The organism is Larkinella fluvii, from assembly GCF_051857545.1.
Lineage (GTDB): Bacteria > Bacteroidota > Bacteroidia > Cytophagales > Spirosomataceae > Larkinella.
Map to the genome: position 1 here is coordinate 76,462 of NZ_JBPZHB010000002.1, position 14,969 is coordinate 91,430.

Genomic DNA, 14,969 nt, shown 5'->3' on the forward strand with positions numbered 1-14,969 from the left:
CGTTTGGGTTCCGATCAGAAGTTCAGGTTGAGGTCTACACCAATGGTTCGCAGCAGCGGGAGCGAATGTTGTTCCATGCCCATCGTGCCGGAGTTGACGTTGATCGATGAATTTTCCGGTGAAAAACCGTCGGTATGCCGCTCGATGTAGCCCAGGTTCCGGCCATACAAAGCCAGTGACGCGCCCCGAACCACCTTGTTGTTCTTGAGAATGGCCGACGGAAGCTGGTAGGAAAGCCGTAATTCGCGGATCGCAATGTAGCTGGCGTCGTACAGAAATTCTTCGGCCACCGCGAAACCCTTGTCCGAAGCCACCCGGTTCCAGTAGGCCTGTGCCGTCACCGGAATGTCGTTGGCCTGACCCGTGCTGATCCACTGGTTGCCTTCCCGGCGCGCTTTCACCCCGGCGGCAATCAAACCGCCTTCGCGTCCTTCCAGCGTCCGTTTAGACGTACCGTAAGCAGCTTCCTGCACGCGTCCCTGCGAGAAAATCTGGCCACCCTGCCGGATGTCGATCAAGCCGCTCAGCGATAAGCCTTTGTAGGAGAAGGTGTTGGTAAAACCACCGATCCATTTGGGCGTAGCGTTGCCGATGGCGACGGTTCCGATGCTTTGCACGATGGGCAGGCCCTTGTCGTCGATCAGCCGGTTGCCGTTGGCGTCTTTGAGCCAGGCATAATCGGCGGCTTTCAACTGGCCGTAGGGTTGTCCCGGTGCAGCCACAACCCGGATGTTGCGGTCGGAACCGACCACGATTTCGTTCACGCCGTCGATCAGTTCAAGCACTTTGTTGCGGTTGGCGGAGAAGTTGAAACCCGCATCCCACGTAAACCCGTTCGCCAGTTTGATGGGCGTCCCTGCAATCAGGAATTCGATTCCCTTGTTCTCGATCCGTCCGGCATTGGTCAGTTTGCTGCTGTAACCCGTTGATTGCGAGATGACGATGGGCAAAATCTGGTTGCTCGTTACGGAATGATAATACGTAAAATCCAGGTTCAGGCGGTTTTTGAAAAACCGTAGTTCGGCTCCGGCTTCGTACGACGTTTTCAGTTCGTTTTTCAGGTTCGGGTCCACAATCGTGCTGGTGTAGGTTGCCAGCGGCTGGTTCAGGAACGTGTTGGCGTTCAAACCGTAGTAGCCCGTGGTCGAATACGGATCGCCCGAACGGCCGGCCTGCGCGTAGGAAGCCCGGAGTTTGAAGTAATCCAGCGCCGGAATATTCAGCGGAATGGCGTCGGTAACCGCCCAGCTTAATCCCACGGATGGGTAGAAAAATGAGCTGTTGGTGATGGGAAGCGTCGACGACCAGTCGTTTCGGGCCGAGACGTCGAGGAACAGGTAATTGCGGAAACCGACGCTGGCCTGTCCATACACCGAGTTGATGATGGATTCGGAAACCCCCAGCCGGGGCGTGTTCAACACCGTCCGACCCACGGCATACAAGCCCGGAATGCTCAATTGCGTGCCGGTATTGCCCGTAATCCGGTATTTGTTGCTCAGGTGGTTGGCTCCGAAGTTGGCATTAATCGAAAAGTCGCCAACCTCTTTGTTGATCATCAGCAAGGCATCCACGTTTTCGGTTTTGCTAAACTCCACATTCTCAAATACATCTCCGGTTTGCGAGATCCGCGTTCCGACGGCTTTCCAGCCATACTGGCGTTCGTAATACAAATCCGTTCCGTAGCGAACCTGCAGGTTGACGCCTTTCATCAACTCGTAATTGAGCTTGGCGTAGGCAATGATGCGGTCCCGGGTATCTTCGTTGTGCGTGTTGTTGATGGTCCAGAACGGGTTGGACGTCACGGAGTTGCTTTCGAAGATTTTCTCACCGCCGACAAAATAACCGTTGCCGCCGAGGTCCTGCGAATAGCGAATGTCCTTGGCCGAGTAGGCATACCGCTTCAGACCGTCCATGTTCAGGCTGCGGGGAACGTACAAAAACCGGTAAACCGGGTTCAGACCGTCGTCACCCACATACGGGCGGTTGTTGACAAACTGGTTGACGTAATTGACTTTTGTGTCCAGATTCAGTCCTTTGGCAATGTCCGCCGAAAGTTTCACTGTTACCGAGTTGCGGTTCAGCTTGTTGGTGGGCGTAAAACCGTCGTTGGTCAGGTTGGTCAGCGAAAAATAATAGTTCACTTTCTCCCCCCCGCCATCGACGCTCACGGTATTCATTGCCTGTTTTTCCGGACGGAAAAAAGCCGAGTAGGGGTCGGTAATGGGCGAATAACTCACCGTATCACCCCACATGTCTTCGACGGTTTGCCCCTGCATTTTAGGCCCCCAGCTTCCGCGTGTCGTCGGATTCCGGCCCGCACTGAGCTTGGGTACACCGCCCGTTAATGCTGCATTGAATGGTACAACGACGCCGTTGGCCTGCCGGTAAAACGTAAACTGGCCGTTGTAACCCTGTCCGTATTCGTTCTGGTAATCCGGTTTGACGAGCGCGTTGCCGACGGAATAACTGCCACTGTACTGAATGGATGGCCGCCGGTTGCGCCGACCCGATTTGGTCGTGATAATCACCACGCCGTTGGCACCCAACTGACCGTACAAAGCCGCACCGTTGGGACCTTTCAGGATGGTCATGGATTCGATGTCGTTAGGGTTGATGTTGGAAATGCCATCACCGCCGTCCAGACCGCCCTGCAACTGAAACGAGCTGATGGCCCGGCGGTTGGAGTTGTCGATCGGAACGCCGTCGATCACGTATAGCGGCTGCGAATTGCCCGACAGCGACGAGTTGCCCCGAATCACGATCCGCGACGAACCGGCCATCCCGCCCGCCGACGAAGTGACCTGAACCCCCGACACTTTTCCGGACAAAGCCGTCCCTAAGTTCGTCACATTGGCCTGCGCCAGATCGCTGCCTTTGATTTCACCGGCGGCATAGGTCAGCGCTTTTTTCTCACGTTTGATCCCCAGGGCGGTCACGACCACTTCGTTTAGCGTCTGGTCGCCAGGCATGAGTCGAACCGCAATGACACTCTGGGTGCCTACGGTAATTTCCTGTTTGGCATAGCCCACGAAGCTGAAAACCAGCACCGCATTGCCATCGGCCACGTTGAGCTTGAAAGCCCCCTGCGCGTCGGTGGTCGTTCCCTGCGTGGTGCCTTTGACGGTGATGCTGACGCCGGGTAGGCCCTCACCTTTGTCGTCGGAAACCGTTCCCGAAACTGCCTGATCAACGGCCGCGAGGGCGGTGGCGGGTTCGATGGGTTGCAGGTCGCTGGTCTTGCCTTTGGTCAGAATGATGCGGTTTTCGGTTACTTCATACGTGATGCCGAGGGGGGCAAACAGGCGTTCCAGCACACCGGACAGCAGTTCATTGGTCGCGGTCACGGAAAGGTCGCGGTCGACCCGGATGTTTTGCGGGATGTAAACAAATTTGACCTGGGCCTGCTTTTCAATCGTGGCCAAAACCTGTTTCAGCGATTTGTTTTTCAGTTGTAAACTGACGCGCTGGCTAAGCAATTCTTTCGTGGCCTGATCCGGGTTGAACGAAAAACCGGCGTGGCTGACCGTGATCAGCAGGAGCAGGTACGTCATCCGACGGAGGTAAGACCCAAACGGTCGGGTTGGTAGTCGTTTTTTCATGGTTTATAAACTAAAGGTGTCGCATTGGTACTGATTAAGGTCTATTCGCCACATCCCGTTGCCAGGATGAGGACTTTTCCATCGGTTACTTCGTAGGAACCCTGGAGCGATTTGCTGATCAAACGAAGCTGTTCATACAGCGACAAACCGGTCAGGGACGCCGTCAGGCTACATTTTTGCAGGAGGGATTCGTTGTATACAATGTCGATTTCGTACGTTTCCTCGATGCGCCGGAAGACTTCGGTAAGTGGAACGTCGTCAAATTCGAAGGAAACCGAAGCGGCATTTTTGGTGATAAAAACCGGATTTTCAACCAGTTCCTTGCGAAAAATCTCCTGTTTCGCGTTGAAAACTACCTGCTGATTGGGCGTTAGCACCACGCCGGTAACTTCCGGTTTTTCCACGTTTCGCTGTTGCTCCAGTTCTTTCCGGGAATACACCGTCACGCGTCCGGTTCGCACGGCCACCGTCACCTGCGGCAGATCGTCGTAGGCTTTCACCGTGAAACTGGTTCCGACCACGCGCGTCACCACGTCGCGGGCGTAGACCAGAAACGGCACTTTCGGATTGGGTACCACGTCGAAAAACGCTTCCCCCGTCAGCACGACGGCCCGGACCTGTTGTCCAAAACCGGCGACGTGCTGAATCCGGCTGTTGGGCTGAAGCCGAACCGTGCTGCCATCCGGCAACGTCACCCGAACCGGTTTGCTGGTGCGATTGGCCTGCTCCACGACGCCGTCGTTGGGCCGGGCGTCCGGCAGCAGACTCGTCAGCAGTTGGGACTTTTGGGGAATCCGCCACACCAGCCAGCCTGCACCCAGCAACAGAAGGAGGGTTGCGGCCGCCAGCCACCAGGATCTCCGAAAAACCGGAAGTTTACGGGTTTCCGACTGCTTGCTGACCCGCCGTAAAATCTGCCCGGTTTCGTGCGTGAGGGTGGCCTCGGTCACTTCCGTTTCCGCCCGGTTCAGGGCTTCCAGAATGTCTTTGGCGAGCAGGGCTTCCGCCCGGTTCGGCTGCGGCTGCGCCATCCAGCCGGACCAGAAAGCCGAAGCCGCTGCGTCGCGGTTGTAAACCCAGGCGATGAAGGAATCGTCGGTTAGAAAGTCTTCGGCTTTGTAGGAATGATACGCCTGCATGTAACGGGGTGAGTTCTCCGGTCTTGTTTAGGTAGATAGAACGGTTTTGGGAGTTCATACCCAAGGACGTTAACTTTTTTTGCTGAATTGCCCCCAACCCCCTAAAGGCCGCCCGGCCTTTAGGGGGTTGGGGCTGTGAAAGTCACTCATTTTCGCAGCTCGCTGCAAATTTTTACGGATAAACTACTACTTTTTGAGAAGAACGGCATTTGGGTTATCTTCGTGAACTGATTCAGTTGTATGCTTAATTCTCCGTCCGTATGAAAGAAACGATACCGGACCCGGATCTGTGGAATCAGGTTCGAATGGGGGACGAAGTGGCTTTTGAAGAGCTGATCCGGCGTTTCTACCGCCCGTTGCACCACTACGGTTTTAAGTTCACCCGCGACGCTGATCTGTTGAAAGATTGCATACAGGACTTGTTTGTGGAACTCTGGGCCTACCGCCGAAACATTGCGCAGACGGAGTATGTGCGGGTGTATCTGTTCAAATCGTTGCGCCGGAAACTGTATAAAGATGCCCTCCGAAGGGGCCAGACAGAGCCTTTTGAAGACGGGATGGCCGACGGTTTTCTTCAGTCCGAGAGCTTCGAAGACGAACTGATCCGAACGGAATTATCGGCCTATCAGCGCAGCCGCCTGGATACGCTCCTGAAAACCCTGACCGACCGCCAGCAGGAAGCCGTTCACCTGAAGTTTTTTGCGGCTTTGTCCAACGACAAAATTGCGGAAGTGATGGGGCTCAGCTACCAGTCCGTCGGCAATCTGCTGCACCGCGCAGTGAATAAGTTGCGGGAAGGCTGGCACGGGTTGCTGTTGTGAAAACCGTATGGGTTTGGGCCATAGGGTAGGGTCTATCAATTTACCCGATAAAGCACCGAATCAGGAAACCGCTGACCGTGTATGTAGTTGCCAAAAAAAGGAATGTTACTGATTCCGGGTTCAGTATGGATCATGTGTTTCAATTGACGGCACAATGTATTATGCGTATCAATCACCGATACATCGCCTAATGAAAGGTCGATTTCATTTTCTTTGATGACCTTGTATATTTTAGTGTAGGCCATTCTTGATCCGTCCCGATCAATACCTTTCATGGCAAACAATAAACGCCAATTTTCGGTATCCGGAAGATTAATCCAGAGAGCAACCGGAATGGAAGCACCCGAAGCATCCAGCTTTTCGAGAAGTTTCTTTCCTTCTTCCAGTTGTTTATTTACCAATAGTGCTGTATCCATATTAATATTCCACTAACCGGGTCGGTTACTGAATCAAGTAAGTTTTTAGCCTCGGCTTTTGTAATCATTCGATACCGGCTACTTTCGTTCCAGTCTTTCACGATGGTCCAATTGGTAGCGAAGGTGCTGTTGTGCTTTTCCAAATTTAGTCGTTGTACCTCTAAATCTGCTAGTTTTACCAATTCTTTTAAATCATGGGTATAGCATTTTTGGGCAAAGTTCTTATCCGGAAAATCATGTCTTTTTGTCTTTTGAGCGATACAGGCTTTCAGCGCACATTCTATGGCATATCCAGCCAAATAATAGGCACCACAATAGTTTTTTGTTGATAACAAGACAGCCGCTTCTTTGATTCGTACTTCAGAAATTTGCTTGAGTAGCCTTCCATTCATCATTGCCGCATTTTAATATCTCTTTAGACGATAGATTTGCGATTAAGTCAACGGAAATGAACCAAATAGCGATTTTCAACCTGCCTTAAAATTCATTAACTTTGCAATTCTCCGCTTAACTCTGTTTTTCTCCGCTCATCTCCGCGAAACAACTTTAAAAGCTATTTCGCGGAGATGAGCGGAGAAAAACAGAGTTAAGCGGAGGTAAATAAGCATCGAATCATGTTTGAAAATCTTCAGGATAAGCTTAATCAGGCTTTCAAGACCTTAAAAGGACAGGGTCGGATTACCGAAATCAACGTTGCCGCGACCGTTAAGGAAGTGCGCCGGGCCTTGACCGACGCCGACGTAAACTACAAAGTTGCCAAAGAGGTTACCGACCGCGTCAAGGAGAAAGCCCTCGACCGCAAGGTGCTGATCGCCGTTGAGCCGGGGCAACTGTTCGTCAAGATCGTTCAGGAAGAACTGACCGAACTGATGGGGGGCGAAGCCGAAGGCATCAACCTCAAAGGCGATCCGGCCATCATCCTGATTGCGGGTTTGCAGGGTTCCGGTAAAACAACGTTCTCGGGCAAACTGGCAGCTTTCCTGAAAAAACAGGGCCGCAACGTGCTGCTAACGGCCTGCGACATTTACCGCCCGGCCGCCATCGACCAGTTGAAAGTGCTGGGCGAGCAGGTGGGTGTGGAGGTCTATGCCGAACCGGAAAACAAAAATGCCGTCGAGATTGCCCAGAATGCCCTGGCGCACGCCCGTAAAACCGGCAAGAAAGTCGTCATTGTCGATACCGCCGGTCGTCTGGCCGTGGATGAGGTGATGATGAAAGAGGTGGAAAACCTCAAAAAAGCCCTGAATCCGTCGGAAACGCTATTCGTGGTGGATTCGATGACGGGGCAGGATGCGGTCAATACGGCCAAGACCTTCAACGACCGGCTGAACTTCGACGGCGTGGTGCTGACCAAACTCGACGGTGACGCCCGCGGTGGGGCCGCGCTCTCGATTCGGGGCGTGGTTCAGAAACCGATTAAGTTCATGAGTACGGGCGAGAAAATGGAAGCCCTGGACATCTTCTACCCCGACCGGATGGCCAGCCGGATTCTGGGCATGGGTGACGTGATTTCACTCGTTGAGCGGGCGCAACAGGCTTTTGATGAAGACGAAGCCAAGCGCATTAGCTCAAAAATGCGTCAGAACAAGTTCGATTTCAACGACTTCCGGGGGCAGTTGCAGCAAATCAAAAAGATGGGGAACATCAAAGACCTCATCGGCATGATTCCCGGCATGGGCAAAATGATGAAGGATGTCGATATCGATAACGATTCGTTCAAGCCCATCGAAGCCATCATTGGCTCCATGACGCCCATCGAACGCGAACGCCCCGATATTATCGACGGAAACCGCAAAAAACGGATTGCGAACGGCAGCGGTACGTCGATTCAGGAAGTGAACAACCTGCTGAAACAGTTTGACGAAATGCGGAAGATGATGAAGAAAATGAATCAGATGCAGTCGTCGGGCAAGCTCAGTAAAATGATGAAGTAAGCCAAAAGGAGTTGGCCTGTTGGACATAAAAAACCGGGCGGGAATTACCCCGCCCGGTTTTATTATTTGTGGGAAGCATACCCGCCTTTTTCCAATAACCGCGCCTGATCGAAGAGCGTCAGGGCTTTCTTGTACGTCTCGTCGCCTTCCGACAGCATTTCGAAGAATTCGTTGTTGAGACCATCGCGGTGGCCCTGCCGCCACGCATACTGCGCGATGTAGGCTTTCAATTGCGTCTGGATATATTTCTTCGACCGCTTGTATTCGGCTTCGTTAAACTTGATGCCCTGCGCCGTGGCGTCGTCCGTCAGGCGTTTCAGCATGGCGTCCGTGATCACGAAATTCTTCTTGTAGCTGTTAAAACCGTCTTTTTCCAGTTGTTTGCGGTGATCATTGGCGTATTCCATCGCCTGTTCCCGCACAATGTTTTTGTTGAACAACTGAATCAGGTACTTGGTCATGAACAGCGTATCGCGGGGTACGAACACATCGGGCGTGATGCCACCGGCTCCGAAAACCGTCCGGCCACCCGACGTTTTAAATTTGTATTTTGCGTTGTTCTTGATGCTGTCGGCAATGTAATATTCCCCGCTCTTCGAACGGGCTTCCAGTTCTTTTTCGTAATCTTCACCGTGACCGGCCACATACGGTTTCTGGATACTCCGGCCGCTTGGCGTGTAATACCGGGAGATCGTCAACCGCAATTCGGAGCCATCGGACAGCATCACCGGCATTTGCACCAGCCCTTTGCCAAACGACCGCCGTCCGACAATCAGCGCCCGGTCCTGATCCTGCAACGCACCGGCCACAATCTCCGACGCCGACGCACTGCCTTCGTCCATTAGCACGATCACCGGGCCTTCTTCAAACTGGCCGGCAATACGGGCTTTGGTCTGTCGGTCGTACCGATCATCCTTGCCATCGGTATACACCAGCAGTTTATCACCGGAGATGAATTCGTCGGCCAGGCTCGTCGCCCGGTCCATATAGCCGCCGGGGTTGTTGCGCAGGTCGAGCACCATCTGGCTCATGCCTTTTTGCTTCAGGGTTCCCAGGGCTTTCTTGAACTCGTCGTAGGTCGTTTCCGAGAACCGGTTTACCTTGATATATCCGGTTTTGTTATCGATCATGTAAGCCGCATCGACGGAATAGGTCGGAATCCGGTCGCGTTGCACCGTGAACGTCAGCGGTTTTTTCTCGCCTTTGCGCAGAACGAATAATTTGACGGATGAACCCTTTTTACCACGCAGTTTTTTGAAAACGAGGGCATTGTCCAGTTTGCTGCCGGTCATATCGGTCTCGTCGACCTTGATGATTTTATCACCACTCAAAATCCCGGCGGTTTCGGACGGGCCACCGGCCATCGGCGTTACGACATAAACCGTGTCTTTATAAATATTGAATTCCACGCCGATCCCGTCAAAACCACCTTCCAGTTGGGTGCGGGCGGCCACGGCATCGGTCGGGTTCATGTAGGTGGTGTGTGGATCCAGTTTCTCCAGCATTTTGGAGATGGAATAATCCACCAGATCGTCCGTGTTGACCGAGTCAACGTAGTTATTCTCAATCAGTTGAAGAACTTCCTTGAACTTTGAATACCCGCGTCCGATGTTGTTGAGGCTTTTTCCGCCACTAAAAAACGTAGCGCCGATCAATACGCCGGCTGCCAGCGTGATGCCCAGGAGCATCGGCAACCGGACGGTCGCCTTGTCGTTCTGAATTTTTTCGCGTTCAGGTTCTCTCATAGTCGTACCCACGGACAGTCGTCCGCAAAACATTCTATAGGTTGTTGATACTAGTTTACTCGAATAATACGCACAAAACCGGACCGCCCGGAAGTCCGTGAGCACTTACTGCATAACGATAAAATACGGGCAAAATGTTTGCCGAAATTGAATGAAAGATATAGAATTTATTCCGACTCTCCTATTTCACCAATAAATCAGATTTCATGCTGTCTGCCAGCAGAATAAAAGTATCCAGTGCCGACGGATTCCGGAGCGTATCGCGACTCGTCACCCGTTCGGGCGAGATGCCCATCAGAATCTTTTTAACGGGCGCTTCCACTTTCTTTCCGCTGATCGTATACGGTATTTCCGGTACCTGAAAAATGGCGTCGGGAACGTGCCGGGGGCTGTATTGCGTCCGGAGTGCCAGCCGGATTCGCTGCGCCATTTCCGCGTTGAGTTCGGTCACCGGATCGGTGGTCTGGCCTTTGAGCACCACAAAGAGCGGCATAAAATACCGTCCGCCGGGGAGTTCGAGGCAAACCACGAGGCTGTCGGCTACGTCGGGAACGCTCTCGACGGCGCTATACACCTCGCTCGTGCCGATCCGAACACCGTCGCGGTTGAGCGTGGCGTCGGAGCGACCGTAGATGATGACGGTTTTTCGGTCGGTAATTTTGATCCAGTCGCCGTGCCGCCAGATGCCGTCGTACTGGTCAAAGTAACTGGATTTGTAGCGCTGGTTACCCGCAGAATCGTTGTGGTTGTCATTCCAGAAATAGATCGGCATCGACGGCATGGGTTCCAGAATCACCATTTCGCCCAGTTCGTTGCGGATCGGTTTCGCGTTTTCGTCGAACGATTCGAGTTTACACCCCAGCATCCGGCACTGAATTTCGCCTTCGTAAACCGGTAGCAGCGGACAACCGCCGACAAAACCGCTGCAAATGTCCGTACCGCCACTGAGCGACACCAGCCAGACGTCTTTTTTGACCGATTCATACACCCAGCGGAAGCCTTCGGGTGGCAACGGCGAGCCCGTGGAGCCAATGGTTTTCAGGTGAACTAACTTTGAACTTCCGACGTAGGACAGCCCCGCCCGCATACAGGCCAGCAGATAAGCTGCCCCCGCGCCGAAATGATTGACCCGCGCGCGCTCGGCCAGATTCCAGAGTACGTCCATGTTAGGATACCCCGCCGAACCGTCGTAGATCACCAGCGTGGCCCCGACCAGCAGCGATGCCACCGAATAATTCCACATCATCCAGCCCGTTGTGGAATACCAGAAATACCGGTCGCCGGGCTGAACGTCCTGGTGCAGGGCCAGTGCTTTCAGGTGTTCGAGCAAACAGCCCCCGACGCTGTGGGTGATGGCCTTCGGTTTGCCGGTTGTTCCCGACGAAAACAGAATCCAGATTGGGTGTTCGAACGGCACCGGTTCAAAAACCAGGGGGATCGCCGTGTTGGTTTGTAAGACGGAATTCCACAGAATCGACTTGCTGCGGGGGCCGGTCGTCGGTTCGAAATCAGGATCGAGATTAGCTACCCAAATCACTTTTTTCAACGTGGGCAATGCCGTTTGCAAGTCGCTCAGCGCGTCGGTTTTGTCGATAGGTTTTCCGTTATAGTGATATCCGTCGATGGCAAAGAGCACTTTCGGCTCGATTTGCCGGAAGCGGTCGATGATGCTGGGCGTACCAAAATCCGGTGAACAACTCGACCAGATGGCGCCTACGCTGTTGGTCGCCAGAAAGGCCACGACGGCTTCCGGGATGTTGGGCAACACCGATACGACGCGGTCGCCGGGCCGGACGTTGTTTTCGCGTAAGTAGTGGGCAATGGCCGTCACCTGTTGTTCCAGTTCCGACCAACTCAGCGACGTCAGTGACTGTTGTTCCGACTGGAAAAGGATGGCCGGGCGTTCGGTGGTTTTGTTGCGGAAAATATGTTCGGCGTAGTTCAGGGTCGCTCCGGTAAACCAGCGGGTTCCAATCATGCCCGAAGCCGGTTTTTCGATCACGTCCTGGTAATCGCGGTGGCTTTGGACATTGAAAAACTGCCAGATGCTGCGCCAGAAATCTTCGAGGTCGGTGGTCGACCAGTCCCACAAGTCGTGGTAATCGCGGAAATACAAACCTTTCTTGACAAACAGCCAGTCCAGGTATCGTTTCATCTGCGATTGGTCGATCAGCCGCCGGTCGGGTTTCCAGATGGGTTCTTTGGAGTCGGGTGGTATAGAAGTCGTTGCAGAAGCCATTGGTAAGGGGAATCAGAATTGTTGTGAGGTTAGGAATTGTTTCCGGACGAAATGGTGTTCCGTTTCAGAACAAAGACAGAAGTTACATTAAAATACGCTAACTTTGCAGCCCATTTCAGGATGCGTTTTCGAACTAGCTGATAATCAAGAGTGTCTATAATAACTACAGTAGTGATACTGCAACTTTCATGAGCAAAAAAAGAGAAGAACCCCAGGGCCGCCGGGAAGGCAGATCGGGAGGCTACGGTCAGACGGAGACGACGAATAAATTCTACAGCAACGTCGTCAAACGCAAGGACTCCGGAGACCGTAAGGATGAGCGCAAAGAGCGCAGTTTTGACAAACCGGGTTTCGACAAACCGCGGGGAGAACGTCCTGCGTCCGGTGAACGCCGGTTTGATGATAAACGATCGGAACGGCCCCGGACGGGTGGCTCAAATTACGCGGGTTCGCGCCCGGATCGTCCGCGTTTTGAACGCAGTGATGATCGCCGGTCGTCCGGCCCGTCATCGGATCGCCCGGATCGGAACCGGGATGAACGTCCGCGCAGCGATAGCCCGCGTGGTGGCCGGTTTGAAGGCGGTGGACCCCGCCGTGATTTTGACCGTCCGCGCGGACCACGGGATGAAAATAAAGATTTCCGCCGGGATGACCGCCCGGATAACCGCAGCAGCCGGTTTGGCGGTTCGGGTTCACGGGATGACAAACCCCGCTATGGCCGCAACGGTGGTCAGTCGGAAACCCGCAACAGCCGCTTCGGTAGTGAAAAATCGCACGGCGACCGGTCGCGGAATGATGAAGCTAGACCCCAGTCTGACCGGCCCGAGCGCCGGGAAAGCCGGTTTGGGTCGGAACGCAGCTACGGTGAGCATACCGAGCGGAGCCGCGAAGGAGAACCGCGCGAACGCCGGGAGTTTGATCGGCCCCGCCGGGACGACCGCCCGTCTGGCGGTGAGCGCCGTGATTTTGACCGTCCGCGCCGGGATGATCGCGGATCGCGCGATGAGCGTCCCGCCGACCGCGAGCGCCGTGATTTTGACCGTCCGCGGGAATCGCGTGACGAAAGCAAAGGATTCAGCCGGGATCGTCGTCCGGGCGATCGGGAACGCCGGGACGATCAGCCCTCACGTTATGACCGCCCCCGGCAGGACGACAGTGATGCGGCCAAACAGCAAAAAATTGAAGACAGCCGGGGTCGTCAGGTAGGCCGTTCGCGGGCGCCGGAGTACGACATCGACAAGATGAAGGAGCAGGCGCTGGGAAGCCGCGGTTCGCGCGACAAACGACCGAAGCGGGTGGGTCACGAGAAAGTTCGTGAGCAGGCCGGCAGCGGTGACCGTGATAAAAAACCGCGGGATGCCGACTCGGGATTGATTCGCCTGAACCGGTATGTTGCCAATGCCGGGATTTGTTCGCGCCGGGATGCGGATGAGTTGATTGCCAAAGGAGACGTCAGCGTGAACGGCAAAGTGGTGACCGAAATGGGCTACAAAGTGCAGCCCACGGATGTGATCAAATACGGTACCCGGGTGCTGAATCCGGAGAAAATGACCTACGTGTTGTTGAATAAACCGAAAGATTACATCACGACGACGGAAGATCCGGAAGACCGCAACACGGTGATGGATCTGGTGGCGGGCGCCACGCCGTACCGGATTTATCCGGTGGGCCGTCTGGATCGCAACACCACCGGTCTGCTGCTGCTGACGAACGACGGCGAACTGGTCGAGAAACTGACCCATCCATCGAACGAAATCAAGAAAGTATACCAAGTTGAACTCGACAAACCGCTGACCAACGAACATTTTGAAGCGATTCGGGACGGTTTTGAACTGGAAGACGGCTACATCAAACCCGATGATCTGGGAATTGTGACGCCGGATGCCCAGGTGATCGGCATCGAAATCCACAGCGGCCGCAACCGCATTGTCCGCCGGATTTTCGAGCATTTCGACTACGTTGTAACGAAACTGGATCGGACGGTGTATGCCGGTTTGAACAAAAAAGAACTGCCGCGCGGTACGTGGCGGTATCTGAACGAGAAGGAAGTGATTCGGCTGAAATTTCTGTTGTAGAACCTGTTTAGGTTTTACTCCCCTTCAAAATACAATAAAAAGAAAGGGAATGATAAATGAAAAATGATGAATACCGAATGTAAAAGTGCTGGATTGGGAGCTACTTTTACATTCGGTATTCATCATTTTTCATTTATCATCCTTTTTCTATACAATCCTAAACATTTTGTTCACGGGCCAATTCGACCGGTCACCGCTTGATCAATACTTCGAGCGTTTCCAGCCCCACGGCAATTTGGCGGAACAGATCCGTCAGGCTTTCCCGAACTTCCTGGTCGGTCAACGCCGGATTTTTCTCAATTTTTTTTAGCCCGGCAGCAATGTCGAGCATGGCGACGGAGTTGAGCGATGAGCGGAAACGGTGAGCCAGGTGGTCAAACTCATCGCGGTTATTCTGGTCCAGAGCCTCGAACAGGGCCTGCTTATTGATCGGGAGTTCTACTTTAAAAAAAGCAATCAGGTCGTTGATTAAATCGTGATCACCACCGGTGATTTCCTGTAGATACGTTTGGTCGACCACCGGTGTCTGTTCGTCTTTTCGGGGTAAAAACCGCTCCAGAATGGCCTCCAGTTGTTTTTTTTGAATTGGTTTTGCCAGAAAATCATCCATGCCGGCTTCCTGACACCGGGGCCGTACCTCGAACTCCGGATTGGATGTAACGGCCACCACCGGAATCGATAAGCCTAATTCTTCCCGAATTTGTTGCGTCGCCGTCAGGCCGTCCATCACCGGCATCTGGATGTCCATCAGAATCAGATCGACGGTTTCTTTTTTTAGGAAATTAACGGCTTCCAGCCCATTATTGACCACCACACTGGGGATTCCGTATTTGCGGAGGAGGGTGGATAAAAATGTCTGGTTAATGAAATTGTCTTCAACGATCAGAACCCGAACAGTCAAGTCAGTTTTTCTGGTTTGTTGCACACCTGGAGGGTTCATATTCGAAATCGGGATGCCGGCAAAATACACAACACTATTTTCAGGAACAATAGTCTGATAT

At 53.5% G+C, this 14,969-nt stretch carries 10 protein-coding genes; 3 read left to right on the forward strand and 7 right to left on the reverse strand.

Annotated elements, in window-relative coordinates; all coding sequences use genetic code 11:
- Window positions 1–14 precede the first annotated feature (14 nt).
- Window positions 15–3,599 carry a SusC/RagA family TonB-linked outer membrane protein gene (locus ACS5NO_RS04450; protein WP_439414030.1) on the reverse strand — a complete coding sequence of 1,195 codons (3,585 nt, stop codon included), beginning with the start codon at window positions 3,597–3,599 and terminating at the stop codon, window positions 15–17.
- A 41-nt stretch (window positions 3,600–3,640) separates the two neighbouring features.
- A complete protein-coding gene (locus ACS5NO_RS04455) occupies window positions 3,641–4,738 on the reverse strand; it encodes a FecR family protein (RefSeq protein WP_439414031.1) in 1,098 nt (365 codons plus the stop codon).
- Window positions 4,739–4,998: 260 nt separating this feature from the next.
- Here ACS5NO_RS04455 and ACS5NO_RS04460 point away from each other — a divergent pair, with 260 nt between their 5' ends.
- Window positions 4,999–5,559 (forward strand): RNA polymerase sigma factor, encoded by a 561-nt coding sequence (locus tag ACS5NO_RS04460; protein WP_439414032.1) that lies wholly within the window; start codon window positions 4,999–5,001, stop codon window positions 5,557–5,559.
- Window positions 5,560–5,594: 35 nt separating this feature from the next.
- Here the strand turns inward: ACS5NO_RS04460 and ACS5NO_RS04465 are convergent, their stop codons facing one another.
- Window positions 5,595–5,975, reverse strand: coding sequence for a hypothetical protein (locus tag ACS5NO_RS04465; RefSeq protein ID WP_133299737.1), 381 nt, complete (start codon window positions 5,973–5,975; stop codon window positions 5,595–5,597).
- Entirely contained in the window at window positions 5,954–6,367 is a 414-nt protein-coding gene (locus tag ACS5NO_RS04470; RefSeq protein WP_439414033.1) for a HEPN domain-containing protein, read from the reverse strand. The genes ACS5NO_RS04465 and ACS5NO_RS04470 overlap by 22 nt, the downstream gene beginning before the upstream one ends.
- 222 nt (window positions 6,368–6,589) lie before the next feature.
- Here ACS5NO_RS04470 and ffh point away from each other — a divergent pair, with 222 nt between their 5' ends.
- Window positions 6,590–7,909 (forward strand): signal recognition particle protein, encoded by a 1,320-nt coding sequence (ffh, locus tag ACS5NO_RS04475; RefSeq protein ID WP_114404068.1) that lies wholly within the window; start codon window positions 6,590–6,592, stop codon window positions 7,907–7,909.
- A gap of 62 nt (window positions 7,910–7,971) precedes the next feature.
- On the opposite strand, the gene ACS5NO_RS04480 is transcribed toward ffh, so the two are convergent.
- Window positions 7,972–9,654 carry a S41 family peptidase gene (locus ACS5NO_RS04480; RefSeq protein ID WP_439414034.1) on the reverse strand — a complete coding sequence of 561 codons (1,683 nt, stop codon included), beginning with the start codon at window positions 9,652–9,654 and terminating at the stop codon, window positions 7,972–7,974.
- Between the two features lie 181 nt (window positions 9,655–9,835).
- Window positions 9,836–11,893, reverse strand: a complete 2,058-nt coding sequence (locus ACS5NO_RS04485; protein ID WP_439414035.1) for an acetoacetate--CoA ligase — start codon at window positions 11,891–11,893, stop codon at window positions 9,836–9,838.
- A 188-nt stretch (window positions 11,894–12,081) separates the two neighbouring features.
- Here ACS5NO_RS04485 and ACS5NO_RS04490 point away from each other — a divergent pair, with 188 nt between their 5' ends.
- Window positions 12,082–13,968, forward strand: coding sequence for a pseudouridine synthase (locus ACS5NO_RS04490; RefSeq protein WP_439414036.1), 1,887 nt, complete (start codon window positions 12,082–12,084; stop codon window positions 13,966–13,968).
- A 190-nt stretch (window positions 13,969–14,158) separates the two neighbouring features.
- Here ACS5NO_RS04490 and ACS5NO_RS04495 read toward each other — a convergent pair whose 3' ends face one another.
- Window positions 14,159–14,869, reverse strand: coding sequence for a response regulator (locus ACS5NO_RS04495; protein ID WP_439414037.1), 711 nt, complete (start codon window positions 14,867–14,869; stop codon window positions 14,159–14,161).
- Window positions 14,870–14,969: the final 100 nt, after the last annotated feature.